This is a genomic window from Providencia sp. PROV175 (assembly GCF_032707045.1).
GTDB lineage: Bacteria > Pseudomonadota > Gammaproteobacteria > Enterobacterales > Enterobacteriaceae > Providencia > Providencia hangzhouensis.
Window position 1 is genome coordinate 4,158,204 of the sequence record NZ_CP120533.1, and the last position, 13,814, is coordinate 4,172,017.

The 13,814-nt window shown below is 41.2% G+C and carries 11 protein-coding genes; 5 read left to right on the forward strand and 6 right to left on the reverse strand.

Annotated elements, in window-relative coordinates; translation table 11 throughout:
• Positions 1-142: 142 nt before the first annotated feature.
• Both fbp and ppa read left to right on the forward strand, forming a co-directional pair.
• Complete coding sequence (gene fbp / locus P3L44_RS18980; RefSeq protein ID WP_004905947.1) at positions 143-1,150, forward strand: class 1 fructose-bisphosphatase; 1,008 nt, start codon at positions 143-145, stop codon at positions 1,148-1,150.
• Positions 1,151-1,355: 205 nt separating this feature from the next.
• Positions 1,356-1,886: an inorganic diphosphatase gene (gene ppa / locus P3L44_RS18985; protein ID WP_004905951.1), complete on the forward strand. Its 531-nt coding sequence runs from the start codon at positions 1,356-1,358 to the stop codon at positions 1,884-1,886.
• A gap of 144 nt (positions 1,887-2,030) precedes the next feature.
• On the opposite strand, the gene P3L44_RS18990 is transcribed toward ppa, so the two are convergent.
• From P3L44_RS18990 to P3L44_RS19000, 3 genes are read right to left on the reverse strand one after another with little or no spacing between them, the layout of a single operon-like run.
• Positions 2,031-2,378 carry a gamma-glutamylcyclotransferase gene (locus P3L44_RS18990; protein ID WP_004905952.1) on the reverse strand — a complete coding sequence of 116 codons (348 nt, stop codon included), beginning with the start codon at positions 2,376-2,378 and terminating at the stop codon, positions 2,031-2,033.
• Positions 2,379-2,381: 3 nt separating this feature from the next.
• On the reverse strand, positions 2,382-6,158 hold the full coding sequence (locus tag P3L44_RS18995) for a translocation/assembly module TamB domain-containing protein (protein ID WP_272662147.1): 3,777 nt from the start codon (positions 6,156-6,158) through the stop codon (positions 2,382-2,384).
• A complete protein-coding gene (locus P3L44_RS19000) occupies positions 6,155-7,897 on the reverse strand; it encodes an autotransporter assembly complex protein TamA (protein ID WP_094961660.1) in 1,743 nt (580 codons plus the stop codon). The genes P3L44_RS18995 and P3L44_RS19000 overlap by 4 nt, the downstream gene beginning before the upstream one ends.
• 133 nt (positions 7,898-8,030) lie before the next feature.
• Here P3L44_RS19000 and msrA point away from each other — a divergent pair, with 133 nt between their 5' ends.
• Together msrA and P3L44_RS19010 are read left to right on the forward strand one after the other, a co-directional pair.
• Complete coding sequence (gene msrA / locus P3L44_RS19005) at positions 8,031-8,672, forward strand: peptide-methionine (S)-S-oxide reductase MsrA (RefSeq protein ID WP_004905960.1); 642 nt, start codon at positions 8,031-8,033, stop codon at positions 8,670-8,672.
• 253 nt (positions 8,673-8,925) lie between these two features.
• A complete protein-coding gene (locus P3L44_RS19010; protein ID WP_004905961.1) occupies positions 8,926-10,293 on the forward strand; it encodes a hemolysin family protein in 1,368 nt (455 codons plus the stop codon).
• A 74-nt stretch (positions 10,294-10,367) separates the two neighbouring features.
• On the opposite strand, the gene P3L44_RS19015 is transcribed toward P3L44_RS19010, so the two are convergent.
• Entirely contained in the window at positions 10,368-10,574 is a 207-nt protein-coding gene (locus P3L44_RS19015; RefSeq protein WP_004905964.1) for a DUF1107 domain-containing protein, read from the reverse strand.
• A gap of 290 nt (positions 10,575-10,864) precedes the next feature.
• On the opposite strand from P3L44_RS19015, the gene P3L44_RS19020 reads away from it, so the two are divergent.
• Positions 10,865-11,425 (forward strand): YtfJ family protein, encoded by a 561-nt coding sequence (locus tag P3L44_RS19020; protein ID WP_272662148.1) that lies wholly within the window; start codon positions 10,865-10,867, stop codon positions 11,423-11,425.
• A gap of 195 nt (positions 11,426-11,620) precedes the next feature.
• On the opposite strand, the gene qseC is transcribed toward P3L44_RS19020, so the two are convergent.
• Positions 11,621-12,982: a quorum sensing histidine kinase QseC gene (qseC, locus tag P3L44_RS19025; RefSeq protein ID WP_272662175.1), complete on the reverse strand. Its 1,362-nt coding sequence runs from the start codon at positions 12,980-12,982 to the stop codon at positions 11,621-11,623.
• Positions 12,983-12,984: 2 nt separating this feature from the next.
• On the reverse strand, positions 12,985-13,644 hold the full coding sequence (gene qseB / locus P3L44_RS19030; RefSeq protein WP_140171831.1) for a quorum sensing response regulator transcription factor QseB: 660 nt from the start codon (positions 13,642-13,644) through the stop codon (positions 12,985-12,987).
• Positions 13,645-13,814 lie beyond the last annotated feature (170 nt).

A 13,814-nucleotide genomic window follows, 5' to 3' on the forward strand; every position in this document is an offset into this window, starting at 1 on the left:
GAGGTTGGTCACTATTCTACCCATCAAAAACAGGTTTATAAATGCATTAACCTATTAATCTTTTTTTTATTTAGTTAAACTCTTCCCGCGCGAGGGTAAATGCCCCGCAAAACCTCTGTCAATTTTATTCAGGACCTTCGTCATGAAAACATTAGGCGAATTCATCGTCGAAAAGCAACAAGATTTTCCTCATGCAACAGGTGAGCTGACTTCTTTATTATCAGCTATCAAACTGGGCGCTAAAATTATCCATCGTGATATTAATAAAGCTGGACTTGTCGATATTCTTGGCACTAACGGTGTTTCGAATATTCAAGGTGAAGTTCAGATGAAGCTTGACCTGTATGCAAACGAAAAACTGAAAGCGGCTTTAAAAGCACGCGGAGAAGTCGCCGGTATCGCCTCTGAAGAAGAAGATGAAATTGTCATTTTCGAAGGAGACCGCGCAGAAAACGCAAAATATGTTGTTTTAATGGACCCACTTGATGGTTCTTCAAACATCGATGTAAACGTTTCCGTTGGAACAATTTTCTCAATCTACCATCGTATCACGCCAATTGGCCAACCGGTTACAGAAGCGGATTTCCTGCAACCTGGTAACCGCCAAGTGGCTGCGGGCTACGTGGTTTACGGTTCATCAACGATGTTGGTTTACACCACTGGTGTTGGTGTACATGCGTTTACTTACGACCCATCATTGGGCGTGTTCTGCTTGTCTCATGAAAAAGTGATGTTCCCATCAGAAGGAAAAATGTACTCCATCAATGAAGGTAACTATATTAAGTTCCCGATGGGTGTTAAAAAGTACATTAAATATTGCCAAGAAGAAGATAAAGCAACAAATCGCCCGTATACCACGCGTTATATCGGTTCTTTGGTTGCAGACTTCCATCGTAACTTGCTCAAAGGGGGAATTTATATTTACCCAAGTACGGCAAGCCATCCAAATGGAAAACTGCGCCTTCTGTACGAATGTAACCCAATTGCATTTTTAGCAGAACAAGCCGGTGGTAAAGCCAGTGATGGAGCAAACCGCATTTTAGATATCATACCTAGCGAATTACACCAACGTGCGCCGTTCTTTGTCGGAACTGAGTCGATGGTAGAAAAAGCAGAATCATTTATGCGTGAATTCCCTGACACGGAATAATCTAATTCATTAATTATAAGGCGGGGCTTCCCGCCTTTTTTGTCCCTTTTTTTCACCAACTAGTGAGTTTTGTCCCCTTTTACGGCTATAATGTCCCTCACGCTATCTACTCTATTATTTAATTTGCCTAAAGGCGGCAATAAATGCGATGCCAGTGACAAATTAAAATGAGTAAATTCATTATTCACACAAAGGATACATTTAAATGGGCCTGAACAATGTACCGGCAGGTAAAGATCTGCCAGAAGATATCTATGTTATCATCGAAATCCCAGCGAACGCAGATCCTATCAAATATGAAGTTGATAAAGAGTCTGGTGCGCTGTTTGTAGACCGTTTCATGTCAACAGCGATGTTCTATCCATGCAACTATGGTTACATCAACAACACCCTGTCTTTAGATGGTGATCCAGTTGATGTATTAGTTCCAACTCCATACCCATTGCAACCAGGCTCAGTCATCCGTTGCCGTCCTGTTGGCGTACTGAAAATGACTGACGAGTCTGGTGAAGATGCAAAATTAGTGGCTGTTCCGCACACTAAATTAAGCAAAGAATACGATCACATTAAAGATGTGAACGACCTGCCAGAATTACTGCGTGCTCAAATTACTCACTTCTTTGAACATTACAAAGATTTAGAAAAAGGTAAGTGGGTTAAAGTTGATGGTTGGGAAGACGCGGCATCTGCAAAAGCAGAGATCATCGAATCTTTCGAACGCGCTGCAAAAAAATAATCCCCCTATAGGGAGATTATGAAAGCTCTGGTTAATACCAGGGCTTTTTTTATGGGTTATAATCAGTTAATTAATCTATAAAAAACGCCAGCTATCATAGCTGGCGTCCTGTATAACTATAGCATTCAATATAATATTGGATAGCTACTTTTCTTCATCACGTTTCAACCAGTCGCCACTTTTTATTTGGCGTAGACCATCAACGGAATGTTTATATAGATAAATCCAAGCATTGCCATACGGCGTTGGGATGAGCTCCCTCACATAGTCTTGAGAATTTTTCTTTAGCTCATCTAACTCTGTCAAAATGGACGGGTTGATTCGATAAACTTCGCACTCTATCGCCCCATCCCCTTTGACAACCGCTGGATAATATCCAAGATCATACAGTTCATAGCCTTCTAGCTTATGCTCACCAAGTAGCTGAGCATAAGTCATCCAGTGATGATTTCCTTGCTTTTGTCTTAAGCTGCCATAAACAATTACACGCATAATCTAAAACTCAAATTGGTAAAGGAGATCCAATGCCTGATTAACACCAGACACAGCTTCTAAATACAGTTTTGGCATCAATCGATAACGTAAAGTTAACGTCGCCAATGAGTCAAAGATACCAACTCCATACTTCACTTGTAAATCATTAGTGATCTTACCACTTACAACGACTTGAGAACCATCCCCCACACCTTGGGTGTCGACGGCTAAATCAGAGACCCCAAATGTCTCACCAATTTTGCCCACGAGTTGCCCACTTTGTGCTACACCTAAGCCGATTAACATAGATGTCATTTGTGAACCATTTGCATCCCCACTGTCTAAGCCCTCTCCTCTTAATAAGTAAGACAGCGCTTCTTGTTGTGTTTTCGCCGGTTCAGAGAATATTTCTACTTTCGGTTTATCTGCAAGCCCAGTGACCTTCACCCCTGCAATCACGCCATCTGCCGTGTTGTCTGGGTTACGTATAGCTTCTAAGTTTAAGAATGGTTGGTCCGCAGGGCCTGAGAACTGAATTTGCCCCTTACGTACAATCAAATCTTGCCCATAAGCACGGAAACGACCAGCTGGAATATCCACCTGACCATTGATGTGCAAGCCATGGATATTTTGAACCACTTTCAATAAACCCGTCAGGCGCGCTTTTAAGCCAAACGCATCCAATCGAACATCGTTACCAATTTTAATATCCAAATTGGTCTGAATAGGAATGGATGGCGCTTTTTGTTCAATTGGCTGTAAGTTGCTATCTAACATCACCACATCTGAAGATGCGCTTACCGCCGACTCAGGGAGCTCTTGAACAGTAATTCGAGCCCATGGAATATTGACCGTACCATTTAACGTGAGTACCGAAGGTGATGCATCAAATACAATATCCGGTTGAACATCAATTTGGATCATCGGCGGTAAAGAAACACGGAGGTTATTGCCTCGCGCCATGATTTTTGCACGCCATGCATCAATATTGCGCCAATCTGCGTCACCATCAATGTTCAGATAGCCCTCTGGCGTGTTTATCTGACCATTCATGACTGAGCTCGTGCCGTTGAAATTAACACCTAAATGACCACTTTTGATATCAAACGGGATCATTGCAGATCTCACTTCTAAACTCGAAAGCGCTAAATTACCATTTAATAACGGGTTATTCGCTGACCCGCCTAAGCGTAGATTTCCACTTAAACGGCCATTCGCCACTTCCTTCTGGCCCAGTAACGGCTTGATTAAATCTAATGTCACCGAATTAATTTCAACATTACCCGACAACAAGCGACGTTTCTCAATATCAGACACTTGGATGTTACCGCGCATCTGTCCGTTATTAGCCAACCCAAATAACCAACTAAGGTCAGCCTTACCATTTTTCAACCCAGCACTTAACGTTAAGGTATCAAAAGCAATAGGCAAACGGGTTCCATCCACGAACTGAACCGCTTTGACATCATTTCCTCGCAAGTCCAGCTTCACTTGTGGCATGCTGCCATCCGCTTTCCAAATGGCATTGGCTTTACCCGTAAATACGCCACTGACTCGAGTATCTTGTGGCATAAATGGTTTAAGCATTGCGAGATCAAAACGTTCTAGCACGATATCCGCGCTACCACTTTTACCCGCTTTAATCGGTTTTGGTACACACAAACGGGCATTCGGGTTAACCCAACAATGTCTGCCAATGGTCACTTCTTGTGTTTGGTTGGCATAATCGAGTGACATTGCTTGGTTTAAGCGCCATTCACCCACCACCGTATCAAATAAGGTATTGGTTAAATTCCCTTTCCACACTTCAGTCTGCCGGTCAAAACTCCCCGCTAATGCTAATTGCCCAGAAACCGGCTCACCCTTCATATTTAATTTTAAAGTGTGCTGTTTTTCACTGCCTTTCGCATCTAAAGTCAGGTTATTGACGACAAGATCGCCTTGTTTTAGCTGACGCAGAACAACGGATAAATCCCCTTTAATTTGTTCGCCTGTTGCCACATTTCCTTTGATAACAACATTTTCGATAGCAAGGTCATCCTGCCACTTCACACCACGTGCCGTAAGGTCAACAAGGGCTTCTGGTGTTTGTAAATTACCACGTAATTTCACATCACCCGCAATCACACCACCTAAGCCCGGTAGCAAACCATTGAGTGCAGGGGCATTAATTTTGGCATCAAGATTCCATTTATCGGCAAGAGAACCTTTTACATCAACATTGTTTTTACCTAATGCCAAATTGAAGTTCGGAATATCCCATTGGCCTGCTGCGTTACCTTTGGCTTTACCCCGTGCTTTTAAAAGATTATTTTTAACATTACCGTCTAAGATAATTTCAGGAATATCCAACTGCCAGCTGCCACCGTATAAACTTCCGCGTGTGGCAATTTTGCCATCCACTTTAGCAGGCCATTCAGGGTACTGTTTTGCCGTATTAATACCCGAAAGAGTCAATACTGCATTCCAACTAATCGCCTTGCTCCAGTCCGCAACGCCAGTAATATCCGCATTACCTTGCAAAGCGGCTAAACGTAAGCGAGTTAAATTAATTTGCTCTTCATTACCTTTCGCATCTAATAACAAGGTAGAAGGAGGGAGATCCTGCCCAGTGATCGCTGAGCGTACAGACATATCATAAGCCGATGGCCGGCCATTTAGGCGCAGACGTGTCCCATCGAGTTGATATTGCGCATCCCCCACTAACGGCCACGTTAACTTATCACTTTCTAATGTAAGCAAAATAGGCAGGTCTGCTTGTGACAAATCCGTTTCTGCATCTAGTTTTGCATTAATTGGCCCATGTAAATTCAATGCCAATTTTAGCTCATCAATCAAACCGCCTTTTAAGGAGAGATCTACCTTTTGCCCATCTAAATCGTCTAAACGGCTTTCCCCCACGACTGACAATGAGACTGGCCATTTATCTTGCAAGGTCGCCGTGCCAGATAACGCAATATTCCCCTGCGGTGCATCGACTTTTAACTGTTTAACGAGAACTTGTTGCCCTTCATTTGAAAGACTCAGGTGCAATTGGTTAATTTTGAGATCAGTCGCACCCGTTAATTGAAAATTCGAAGCATTAATACCGTCGACATTCAAATCAACAGGTAAAATAACTTCTGGTAATTCAGCAAGTAACGGTTTAGAAAATAGCGCTTTTAATTCATCTGCCAATGATTTTTGTTCATTTATCGGCGTTGGCTCTGGCTGTTTCTCTTCAGCGACGGCATCTGATTTGGTTTCAGGTAAATTAATCGCCAAATCAATGATATCAGTTGGAATAATAGTGATCGCTTTCCCTTCCCACGTGACCCCTGTGGTAAATTTAGCTAAATCAATATCCATACCATCCACATTGACGTGCGTTGAAACCAAAGCCAATTGATTCAAACGAATAGTCAAAGGCGCCTTGAGTTCAGTCAAAGGTTCAGATGGTGGCGTTTCTTCAGAAGGGGGAAATTGGGTAGTATCAACAGTAACAGTAACATTTTCCGTGCCTAAGTTGTCGACACATAGCTCACGGCTTGTTAAACAACCTAGACGTACCGCTAAATTTAATTTCCCCGCATTAACATCAACTCCCGGCATTTGATATTTAACGCCACTTAGCGTTAATTTACTAATATCACCGTCAATTTTATCAATGGTTAATTCAGGAACAAAACGTGTCGCTGTATTTAATGCAAAGTGAAGACCTGATTGCGTTCCAATCACCCAACTGAGTGCGGCAACAACCAGAACGAGAATTAATAAAATGGAAAGACTGGTCCATTTTAGCCACTTCAACCACCTCATAACTCAGTCCCCAAGCCGATATAAAACTGTATTTTGTTGTTATCTGGATCACCGATAGGTTTTGCTAAGTCTAATTTTATTGGACCAACCGGTGAGACCCAGCGGATACCGACTCCCGCACCCGTTTTAAAATCATTATCTTTAAAGTTATCAACGGCTTCACCACTATCAATAAAGGTCGCTCCCCACCAATTTCCTGTAAAGTTATATTGGTATTCCACAGAGCCTACCGCCAATTTTGATGCCCCTGTCAGCTTACCTTTACTATCTTCTGGCGAGATCTTTTGATAACCATATCCACGCACGCTGCCGTCACCACCCGCAAAGAAACGCAAGTCCGGTGGAACTTTGTCGAAGTCATTGGTTTCAATCCAACCGATATTTCCACGAACGACAAAGCGATGCCCCTCCCATGGCGTTCTGATCCATACATTTTTGGCTTGTAGTACAGCGAAGTCGATATCTGAACCCCAAATTTTATTCGAATAATCAATAGAATAACGTTGGCTATCTCCCCATGTTGGCATCACACCGCCGCGTTGGCGAATGCGGCTTACATAGGCCCCGGGATATAGCAACATCGTCGTATTCGTCACATTAGCTTGGGTAAAGTTACTCAGCATCCAACGCATGTTTACGCCATATTGCCAACCGGATGAATAATCCCAGTTACGAGACACATTCAAGGTTGTTGTATTCGCTTGTGTATCATTCAAATCTGTCCGTTTAAAGCCCCCTTGAACCGCATAATATTGCTCAAGCGGGTTCGCTTTTAATGGAATTTTATAACTCGCATCAATTAATTGTTCTGGTTGGGATAAACTAATATTTGACGTTAAACTCTGCCCACGAGAGTTAATCCAAGGCTTATTCCATGTGGCTTTAACGCGAGGGCCGACATCGGTGGCATAGCCTCCCCCAAGCTCAATAAAGTTTTTCGCTCTAGGGGTCATTACTGCTTCCATCGGTAACTCATAAGAATTTGCTTTGCGCGCACTCACAATACGCGGTGTCACAATTGCAGAAGAGAACCAACCTGTTTCAGCTAACCGACGGTTAAACTCAGCAAGTTGCTCTGATGTGTAGTATTCCCCTTTTTTAAAAGGGGCTAGGTTATTCAGGTAATCTTCTCGGATTTGTGAACCTGAATAAGAAATTGCACCAAACCGATAACGTTCACCACTGTTAAAATCAAAATCCCAATAAGCCGCATGGTGATCAAGAGAAATACCCAGTTGGCTTTTCTCCATCATCGCATCAAAATAACCTTTGCGAACAGCTAAACTACTAAAACGTCCTTTAAATTCTTCGTATTCGCCATCATTTTGAACTGTATCAAGCTTTGGCGTATATTGTTTGAGCATCTTTTCATAGTCGGGATCCGTTTTTGCTCCACCTTGCAATTCAACAGTCACTCCCTTCAATAAAATAGGTTCTCCAGGAGTGACCTTGGCGGTTAAAACGGAACGAGCAGGCGGGGTTTTTTCTTCATAGCTAAATTCAACCGTGGGTTGGTAGTAACCTAAAGGCTTTAAACCTTCTTTAATTGCTTTCTCAACACGGGCTCGAAAACGACCATTTGGCACAACTTCATCTTGCGATATATTAGACAGTTGTACTCGAACGTTTTGATTAAGTTGTCCTTCAAGGCCTTCAATATTAAGACGAAGATTAGCTGCGTGTACCACTGGCACTGCCGCAGTTAGGCAGAGAAAACAAATTAGAGGGTATTTCGACACGCCTACTCCTAAGGTGATTGTTCGATTGACTAAATACTTCATATCAATTTATTTTGAGTAAAATTCGCCATATACACAAGTTTTTATCCCTATTTTTAGATTATTTGTGTGGTCAATACATATAGGAATCATTATGCCTTTTAATAAATTTCACTCTGCAAGTATTGCACAACCTCTGCCCGGCAGAGCAACTGCTATGACTTACTCACCATATCATGCGCTTAACCATCATTCGATTGAGATTATTCCTAAGAATATGGAAATTGCTTATTTTGCCATGGGTTGTTTTTGGGGAGTTGAACGATTATTTTGGCAGCAAGCTGGGGTTTATTCAACTTCTGCTGGGTATTGTGGTGGAGTGACCCCTAACCCGACCTACGAGGAAGTTTGCTCTGGGCGAACTGGCCACGCAGAAGCGGTTCGTGTCGTTTTTGATCCGCAAGTTATCAGTTACTCTCAACTATTGACATTATTTTGGGAAAACCATGACCCTGCACAAGGCATGCGCCAAGGAAATGACATGGGAAGCCAATATCGTTCCGCAATTTATACTGTGTCAGATGAGCAAGACCAGCAAGCGATGGAAACACTGCAAGCTTACCAAAATGCAATGAAAGCGCAGCATGACTCTCGTGCAATCACGACCGAAATAGCGCCCTTAGACACTTTCTATTTTGCCGAAGATTACCACCAGCAGTACTTATACAAAAACCCGAATGGATATTGCGGATTAGGGGGGATTGGTATCTGTTTACCACCTTCGTTAAACAAATAAATCAATAACTTAATACAGTGAGTTCATCTTCCCAACCATTCAAGTTGCTTTTCAATATGACTTAAAGCAGCTTGAATGATGATGAATATCTAGGCAGATAAATCACCTCAGTGCTATACTAATGCAACATATCAACAATTTGCGCATATTGCGCAACATATATTTGCATACTCAATATATTTAAATACACGAGACTATGCCTTCAGAGATTTTTGAATTTTATGGATTCTTCCTTTGATTGGCTGGATAACTTATGCTCAACAGTTTATTAATTGTTCTATTATTATGTGCAATTAGCGCATTCTTTTCTTTGTCAGAAATTTCTCTGGCAGCTTCCCGCCGCATTAAACTTAAACTTATGGCCGACGAAGGCAACATTAATGCGGCTCGCGTGCTTAAATTACAAGAAATGCCGGGAATGTTTTTTACCGTCGTTCAAATTGGTTTAAATGCCGTTGCTATCCTTGCCGGTATTGTGGGGGAATCTGCTTTTTCTCCAGCTTTGTACGATATCTTTATTCAATTTTTATCCCCAAGCTGGGCTCAACAAGTTTCATCAATCCTGTCATTCACCATTGTGACAAGCTTGTTTATTTTAGTGGCTGATTTAACGCCTAAACGCATCGGTATGGTAAAACCTGAAGCCATTGCGATTCGTATTGTGAATCCGATGCGCTTCTGCTTAGTGGTACTGAGCCCATTCGTCTGGTTTTTTAATGGCCTTGCTAACCTGTTTTTTAAATTATTCAAATTACCTACATCACGCAATGAAGATATCACTTCTGATGATATTTTTGCGGTCGTTGAAGCGGGTGCTGTAGCAGGTGTGTTACGTAAACAAGAACACGAATTAATTGAGAACGTGTTTGAGCTGGAATCACGTACTGTACCATCAGCGATGACTCCGCGTGAAAGTATCATTTATTTTGACAAAGACGAGTCAGAAGAAAGCATCAAACATAAAATTTCAACCCAGCCACATTCTAAGTTTCTAGTATGTGCAGGGGGTATTGACCATGTTATTGGTTATGTTGATTCGAAAGAATTACTTAACCGTGTACTCAATGGGCAGAGCTTAAGTTTAAAAGATGGTGTTCACATTAGAAATACGCTCATGATCCCTGACACCCTCTCATTATCAGATACCTTAGAAGCATTTAAAACAAACGCCGTCGATTTTGCTGTGATTCTCAACGAATATGCATTAGTCATGGGTATCATTACCATCAATGATGTAATGATCACTTTAATGGGGGACTTAATTGGCCCAGGGCAAGAAGAGCAAATCGTAGTACGTGATGAGAATTCGTGGTTAGTTGAAGGCGGAACGCCAATTGAAGATGTGATGCGCATTTTAGATATTGATGATTTCCCTGACTTTAGCAACTATGAAACCATCGCAGGGTTTATGATGTACCGGCTAAGAAGAATGCCGAAACGGACAGATTATGTGAAATATGCGGGCTATAAATTTGAAGTCGTCGATATTGATAATTACAAAATTGACCAATTACTCGTAACTCGCCTGACTACAGCGCCATCACCTGTCGTTGTACAACCCGGAAAAAATACTATTGAAACGGCTGGCGCAAAACAACAAACAAAAGATACAGGACATTAATGCTTGATAGCGAAGCCGTTTCTTTCAATGCGCCACCTATGTGGCGCGTTGTTAACCAAAAACTGCTGATTAACCTACCCCAGTTCTGCCTGCAATAATGAAACCTGTTTATTGACCTCACTCATCACATTGTAATGGCGCTTATCACTGATTTTAGGTGGTAGAATTTTCCCATAGTTAAACTCAAATGCCCCAAAATCCTTAATATAGAGCCTGCCACGGAATAGCGTTTTGACGTAAAGAGCAATCTTAGATGGGTTATAACGGTTAAAAATTTTCATTAGAACTTTGCCTCCCCTTTGTTCTTACGATATTCAATAACTCATACCGTACAATAATCATAGACCAGAAATTTTTATTTTGGTTCTAAAATTGCAGTTTTATTCAATTTACTGACATAACATGACACTGTAAATTAACTGTTAAAACCCCATAAACTTTGCTTTTATTCTAAATTTTAAAAAAATGTTAAATTACCTCTTGTAACTCATCCGATGAGCTATGCTATAAATAGTAGTCATCAGACAAACCACTAGGCTCACATGGCAAAATAATCAATCAAGGGGCTTTTATGATAAAAAATTATTTACTTTTAATATGCTTGCTTGGGGTATCTGCAGTAGCTTCTGCAGAAAATATTCAATTAAATCAATCTGTTCCTGCTGTTTCTGTCAGTGACAAGGGTGAGCTTGTCATGAATAATGACGGGAAATTGGATTATCAACCGTGGAAAAGCCAACAGCTCGTTGGAAAGGTGCGTACTATCCAACACATTGCTGGCCGTTCTTCAGCAAAAGAACTCAATGCCCCCTTAGTTGAGGCTATCAAGCAAGCCAAGTTCCCTCATGATAGCTATCAAACAACAACAATCATTAATACCGATGATGCAATTTTCGGTACGGGTGTATTTGTGAAAAACAACGTTGAAGATAGCAAAAAAGAGTTTCCATATTCACAATTTATTGTTGATAGCGAAGGTACGGTGAAGAACGCATGGGGCTTGAAACCAGAAAGTTCAGCAATTATCGTATTGGATAATCAAGGGAAAGTGTTGTTTTTCAAAGATGGTGAATTAAATACCCAAGAAGTTCAAAAAGTCATTAGTTTGTTAGTCTCATCACTAAACCAATAACGTCTACCTTTTGCTGTTACTAAGTTAGTATGTAGTGTGCGCAATTTCGCACACTACAATTTCTCACACGCGACAGATAGTTAGCCCTATCTCACTTGAGTTAAAAATAGTGAGTTATGCTAAAATGCCCTTACATTAAATATGCATAATTATGATTATTATTTTAATAAACAATCATAATTAATGTGCTTATTATCACGTTTTAGTTTCATTCCAATACACTTTGGCACAAAAGCCCCCATTAACGCCATGAGTAAAAATAACTTGTAAATGATGCAATTGCGCAATCCGTTTAACAATAGAGAGCCCTAAGCCACTCCCAGTTTTTTCTTGTCCCGGCGGACGATAGAAGCGCTCACCTAACCGCCGTAAAACTTCAGGTGTCACGCCATTACCATCATCTTGAATTTCAAAGTGAGCAGCATACAAAATAATCTCCACTCGCCCCTCTATTTTTCCATAACGTATTGCATTATTGAGCAAATTTCTCAGCAACGCATTGAGTAGTAATGGCTGACCTTGAAAATCAGGGGGGCTAGCAACTAAAGTATTTATTATCGTTGTTTGCTGCTCTTTAGCTTCCGGCTCTACATCTTTTATCGCCGCTTCAATTAACTCAGGCCAAGATACAACTTTAATATCATCAAGTTGCGTGGATGACTCTAACCGAGACAACATCAGTAGTTGGTCAACAAGCCTTGTTGCCCTATCAATACCTTCCGATAAATTAGCCACTGCATGATTACGGATATCTGCATTATTCCCTGCAATTTGTACCACTTCTGCCTGCACTCTTAATGCTGCAAGTGGGCTACGTAGTTCATGAGCCGCATCCGAGGTAAATTGTCGTTCACGGGTAAACATTTCATTAATACGGCCAAACAGCACATTCATAGAGTCAATAATAGGTCTTACTTCACTGGGAATTCGCGTCACTTGTACTGGGGTTAGTTCATCAGGTTTTCGGTGATACAACTGGTTTGCTACGTCCTTCAATGGGCGTAAAGCTCGTGTCAACAGCCATAAAAATAGTAATAACATGATTGGCAAAGCAATCAACCAAGGCATAAATTGTGCAACCATAATATCGGTTGCCATTTCTTGTCGGTATTCCCACTCTTGTCCTACTGCAATGATATATCGACCATCTTGAGATTTTAGCCACACAAAACGCCAAGGGTCGTCACTTCCTTGGATCATCCCATCGCTAAACCCTTCTCGCTTAAATTGATAGACGATGTCTCTACCGTTATCACCGTCGTTTAATACCATTTCGCCGCCCGGTGTAAAGATAGCAAATGCCAGTGCATCGTCATCTTGATGGCCACGGTTCTTTCGCAATAGTTTTTTGGTTTTAGTCAGTGAAGGCCGGCTCAATTCAAAGTCTGATGGTAAAACAGATAACCGTTTAGCAAACGCCATTTGCTGGGTATCAAACAGCTCATTAATCGTTTTATAGCTTTGGTACCACGCTAACGAACTGGCGATCCCCCATGTCAGCAAAGCTAACAAGAGCAGCATTAAAGTGAGTTTCAGCCTAAGACTAAATGTCTTCATCATTAATCATCACCTAATCGATAGCCAACACCATGAATGGTTCGAATAAACTTATTGCCTAATTTACGCCTTAAATGGTGGATATGCACCTCAACAGAGTTACTAGAGACCTCTTCATCCCAGTTATATAATTTCTCTTCAATTAAAGGGCGAGAAAAAACTTTATTTGGGTTATGCATAAATAAAGAAAGCAAAGCAAACTCTTTCCCTTTTAGTTGTACAGGTTCACCTTGCTGTGTCACCGTCATTGCAACCGGGTCCATTTCGACATCACCATGCGTAAGTTTAGAAGATAATTGCCCACTTCGGCGGCGGATCAACGCTTGCAAACGCGCCATGACTTCCATTAAAGCGAATGGTTTACAAAGATAATCATCAGCCCCTTGTTGAAGTCCTTGAACACGCTGATCCAAAGCATCCCGTGCCGTCAAAATCAAGACTGGCTCATCACGCCCCTCCTTACGCCAATGCTTCAAAATATCCATTCCATCAATATTTGGTAACGAAAGATCGAGTACAACAGCGTCATAAGGTGCATCAAATAAAGCGAGTTGCCCCTGTTTACCATCCATAAACCAATCAATGGTAAACCCTAATTGGGTTAAACCCACTTTTAAGCCATCACCAATTAACCGGTCATCTTCAATTAGTAGAATTCGCATAATCTACCCCCATATTAGAATATTATTATATTTATCCTATCAGCTATAATATGACTAGCTATTATTGGCAAAATTAAAAATATAATTCGTTAGTTAAGTTTCTTAAGATCCTGTTAAGATTTACTTGGTTTAATACCCTCCATACAAACAAGTTTACATCCAATTTGGAG

Excerpts from the sequence above, each read along its gene's own strand:
- fbp (WP_004905947.1), top strand. The coding sequence starts at position 143 with ATGAAAACATTAGGCGAATTCATCGTCGAAAAGCAACAAGATTTTCCT.
- ppa (WP_004905951.1), top strand. The coding sequence starts at position 1,356 with ATGGGCCTGAACAATGTACCGGCAGGTAAAGATCTGCCAGAAGATATC.
- P3L44_RS18990 (WP_004905952.1), bottom strand. The coding sequence starts at position 2,378 with ATGCGTGTAATTGTTTATGGCAGCTTAAGACAAAAGCAAGGAAATCAT.
- P3L44_RS18995 (WP_272662147.1), bottom strand. The coding sequence starts at position 6,158 with ATGAGGTGGTTGAAGTGGCTAAAATGGACCAGTCTTTCCATTTTATTA.
- msrA (WP_004905960.1), top strand. The coding sequence starts at position 8,031 with ATGCCTTTTAATAAATTTCACTCTGCAAGTATTGCACAACCTCTGCCC.
- P3L44_RS19010 (WP_004905961.1), top strand. The coding sequence starts at position 8,926 with ATGCTCAACAGTTTATTAATTGTTCTATTATTATGTGCAATTAGCGCA.
- P3L44_RS19015 (WP_004905964.1), bottom strand. The coding sequence starts at position 10,574 with ATGAAAATTTTTAACCGTTATAACCCATCTAAGATTGCTCTTTACGTC.
- P3L44_RS19020 (WP_272662148.1), top strand. The coding sequence starts at position 10,865 with ATGATAAAAAATTATTTACTTTTAATATGCTTGCTTGGGGTATCTGCA.
- qseC (WP_272662175.1), bottom strand. The coding sequence starts at position 12,982 with ATGAAGACATTTAGTCTTAGGCTGAAACTCACTTTAATGCTGCTCTTG.
- qseB (WP_140171831.1), bottom strand. The coding sequence starts at position 13,644 with ATGCGAATTCTACTAATTGAAGATGACCGGTTAATTGGTGATGGCTTA.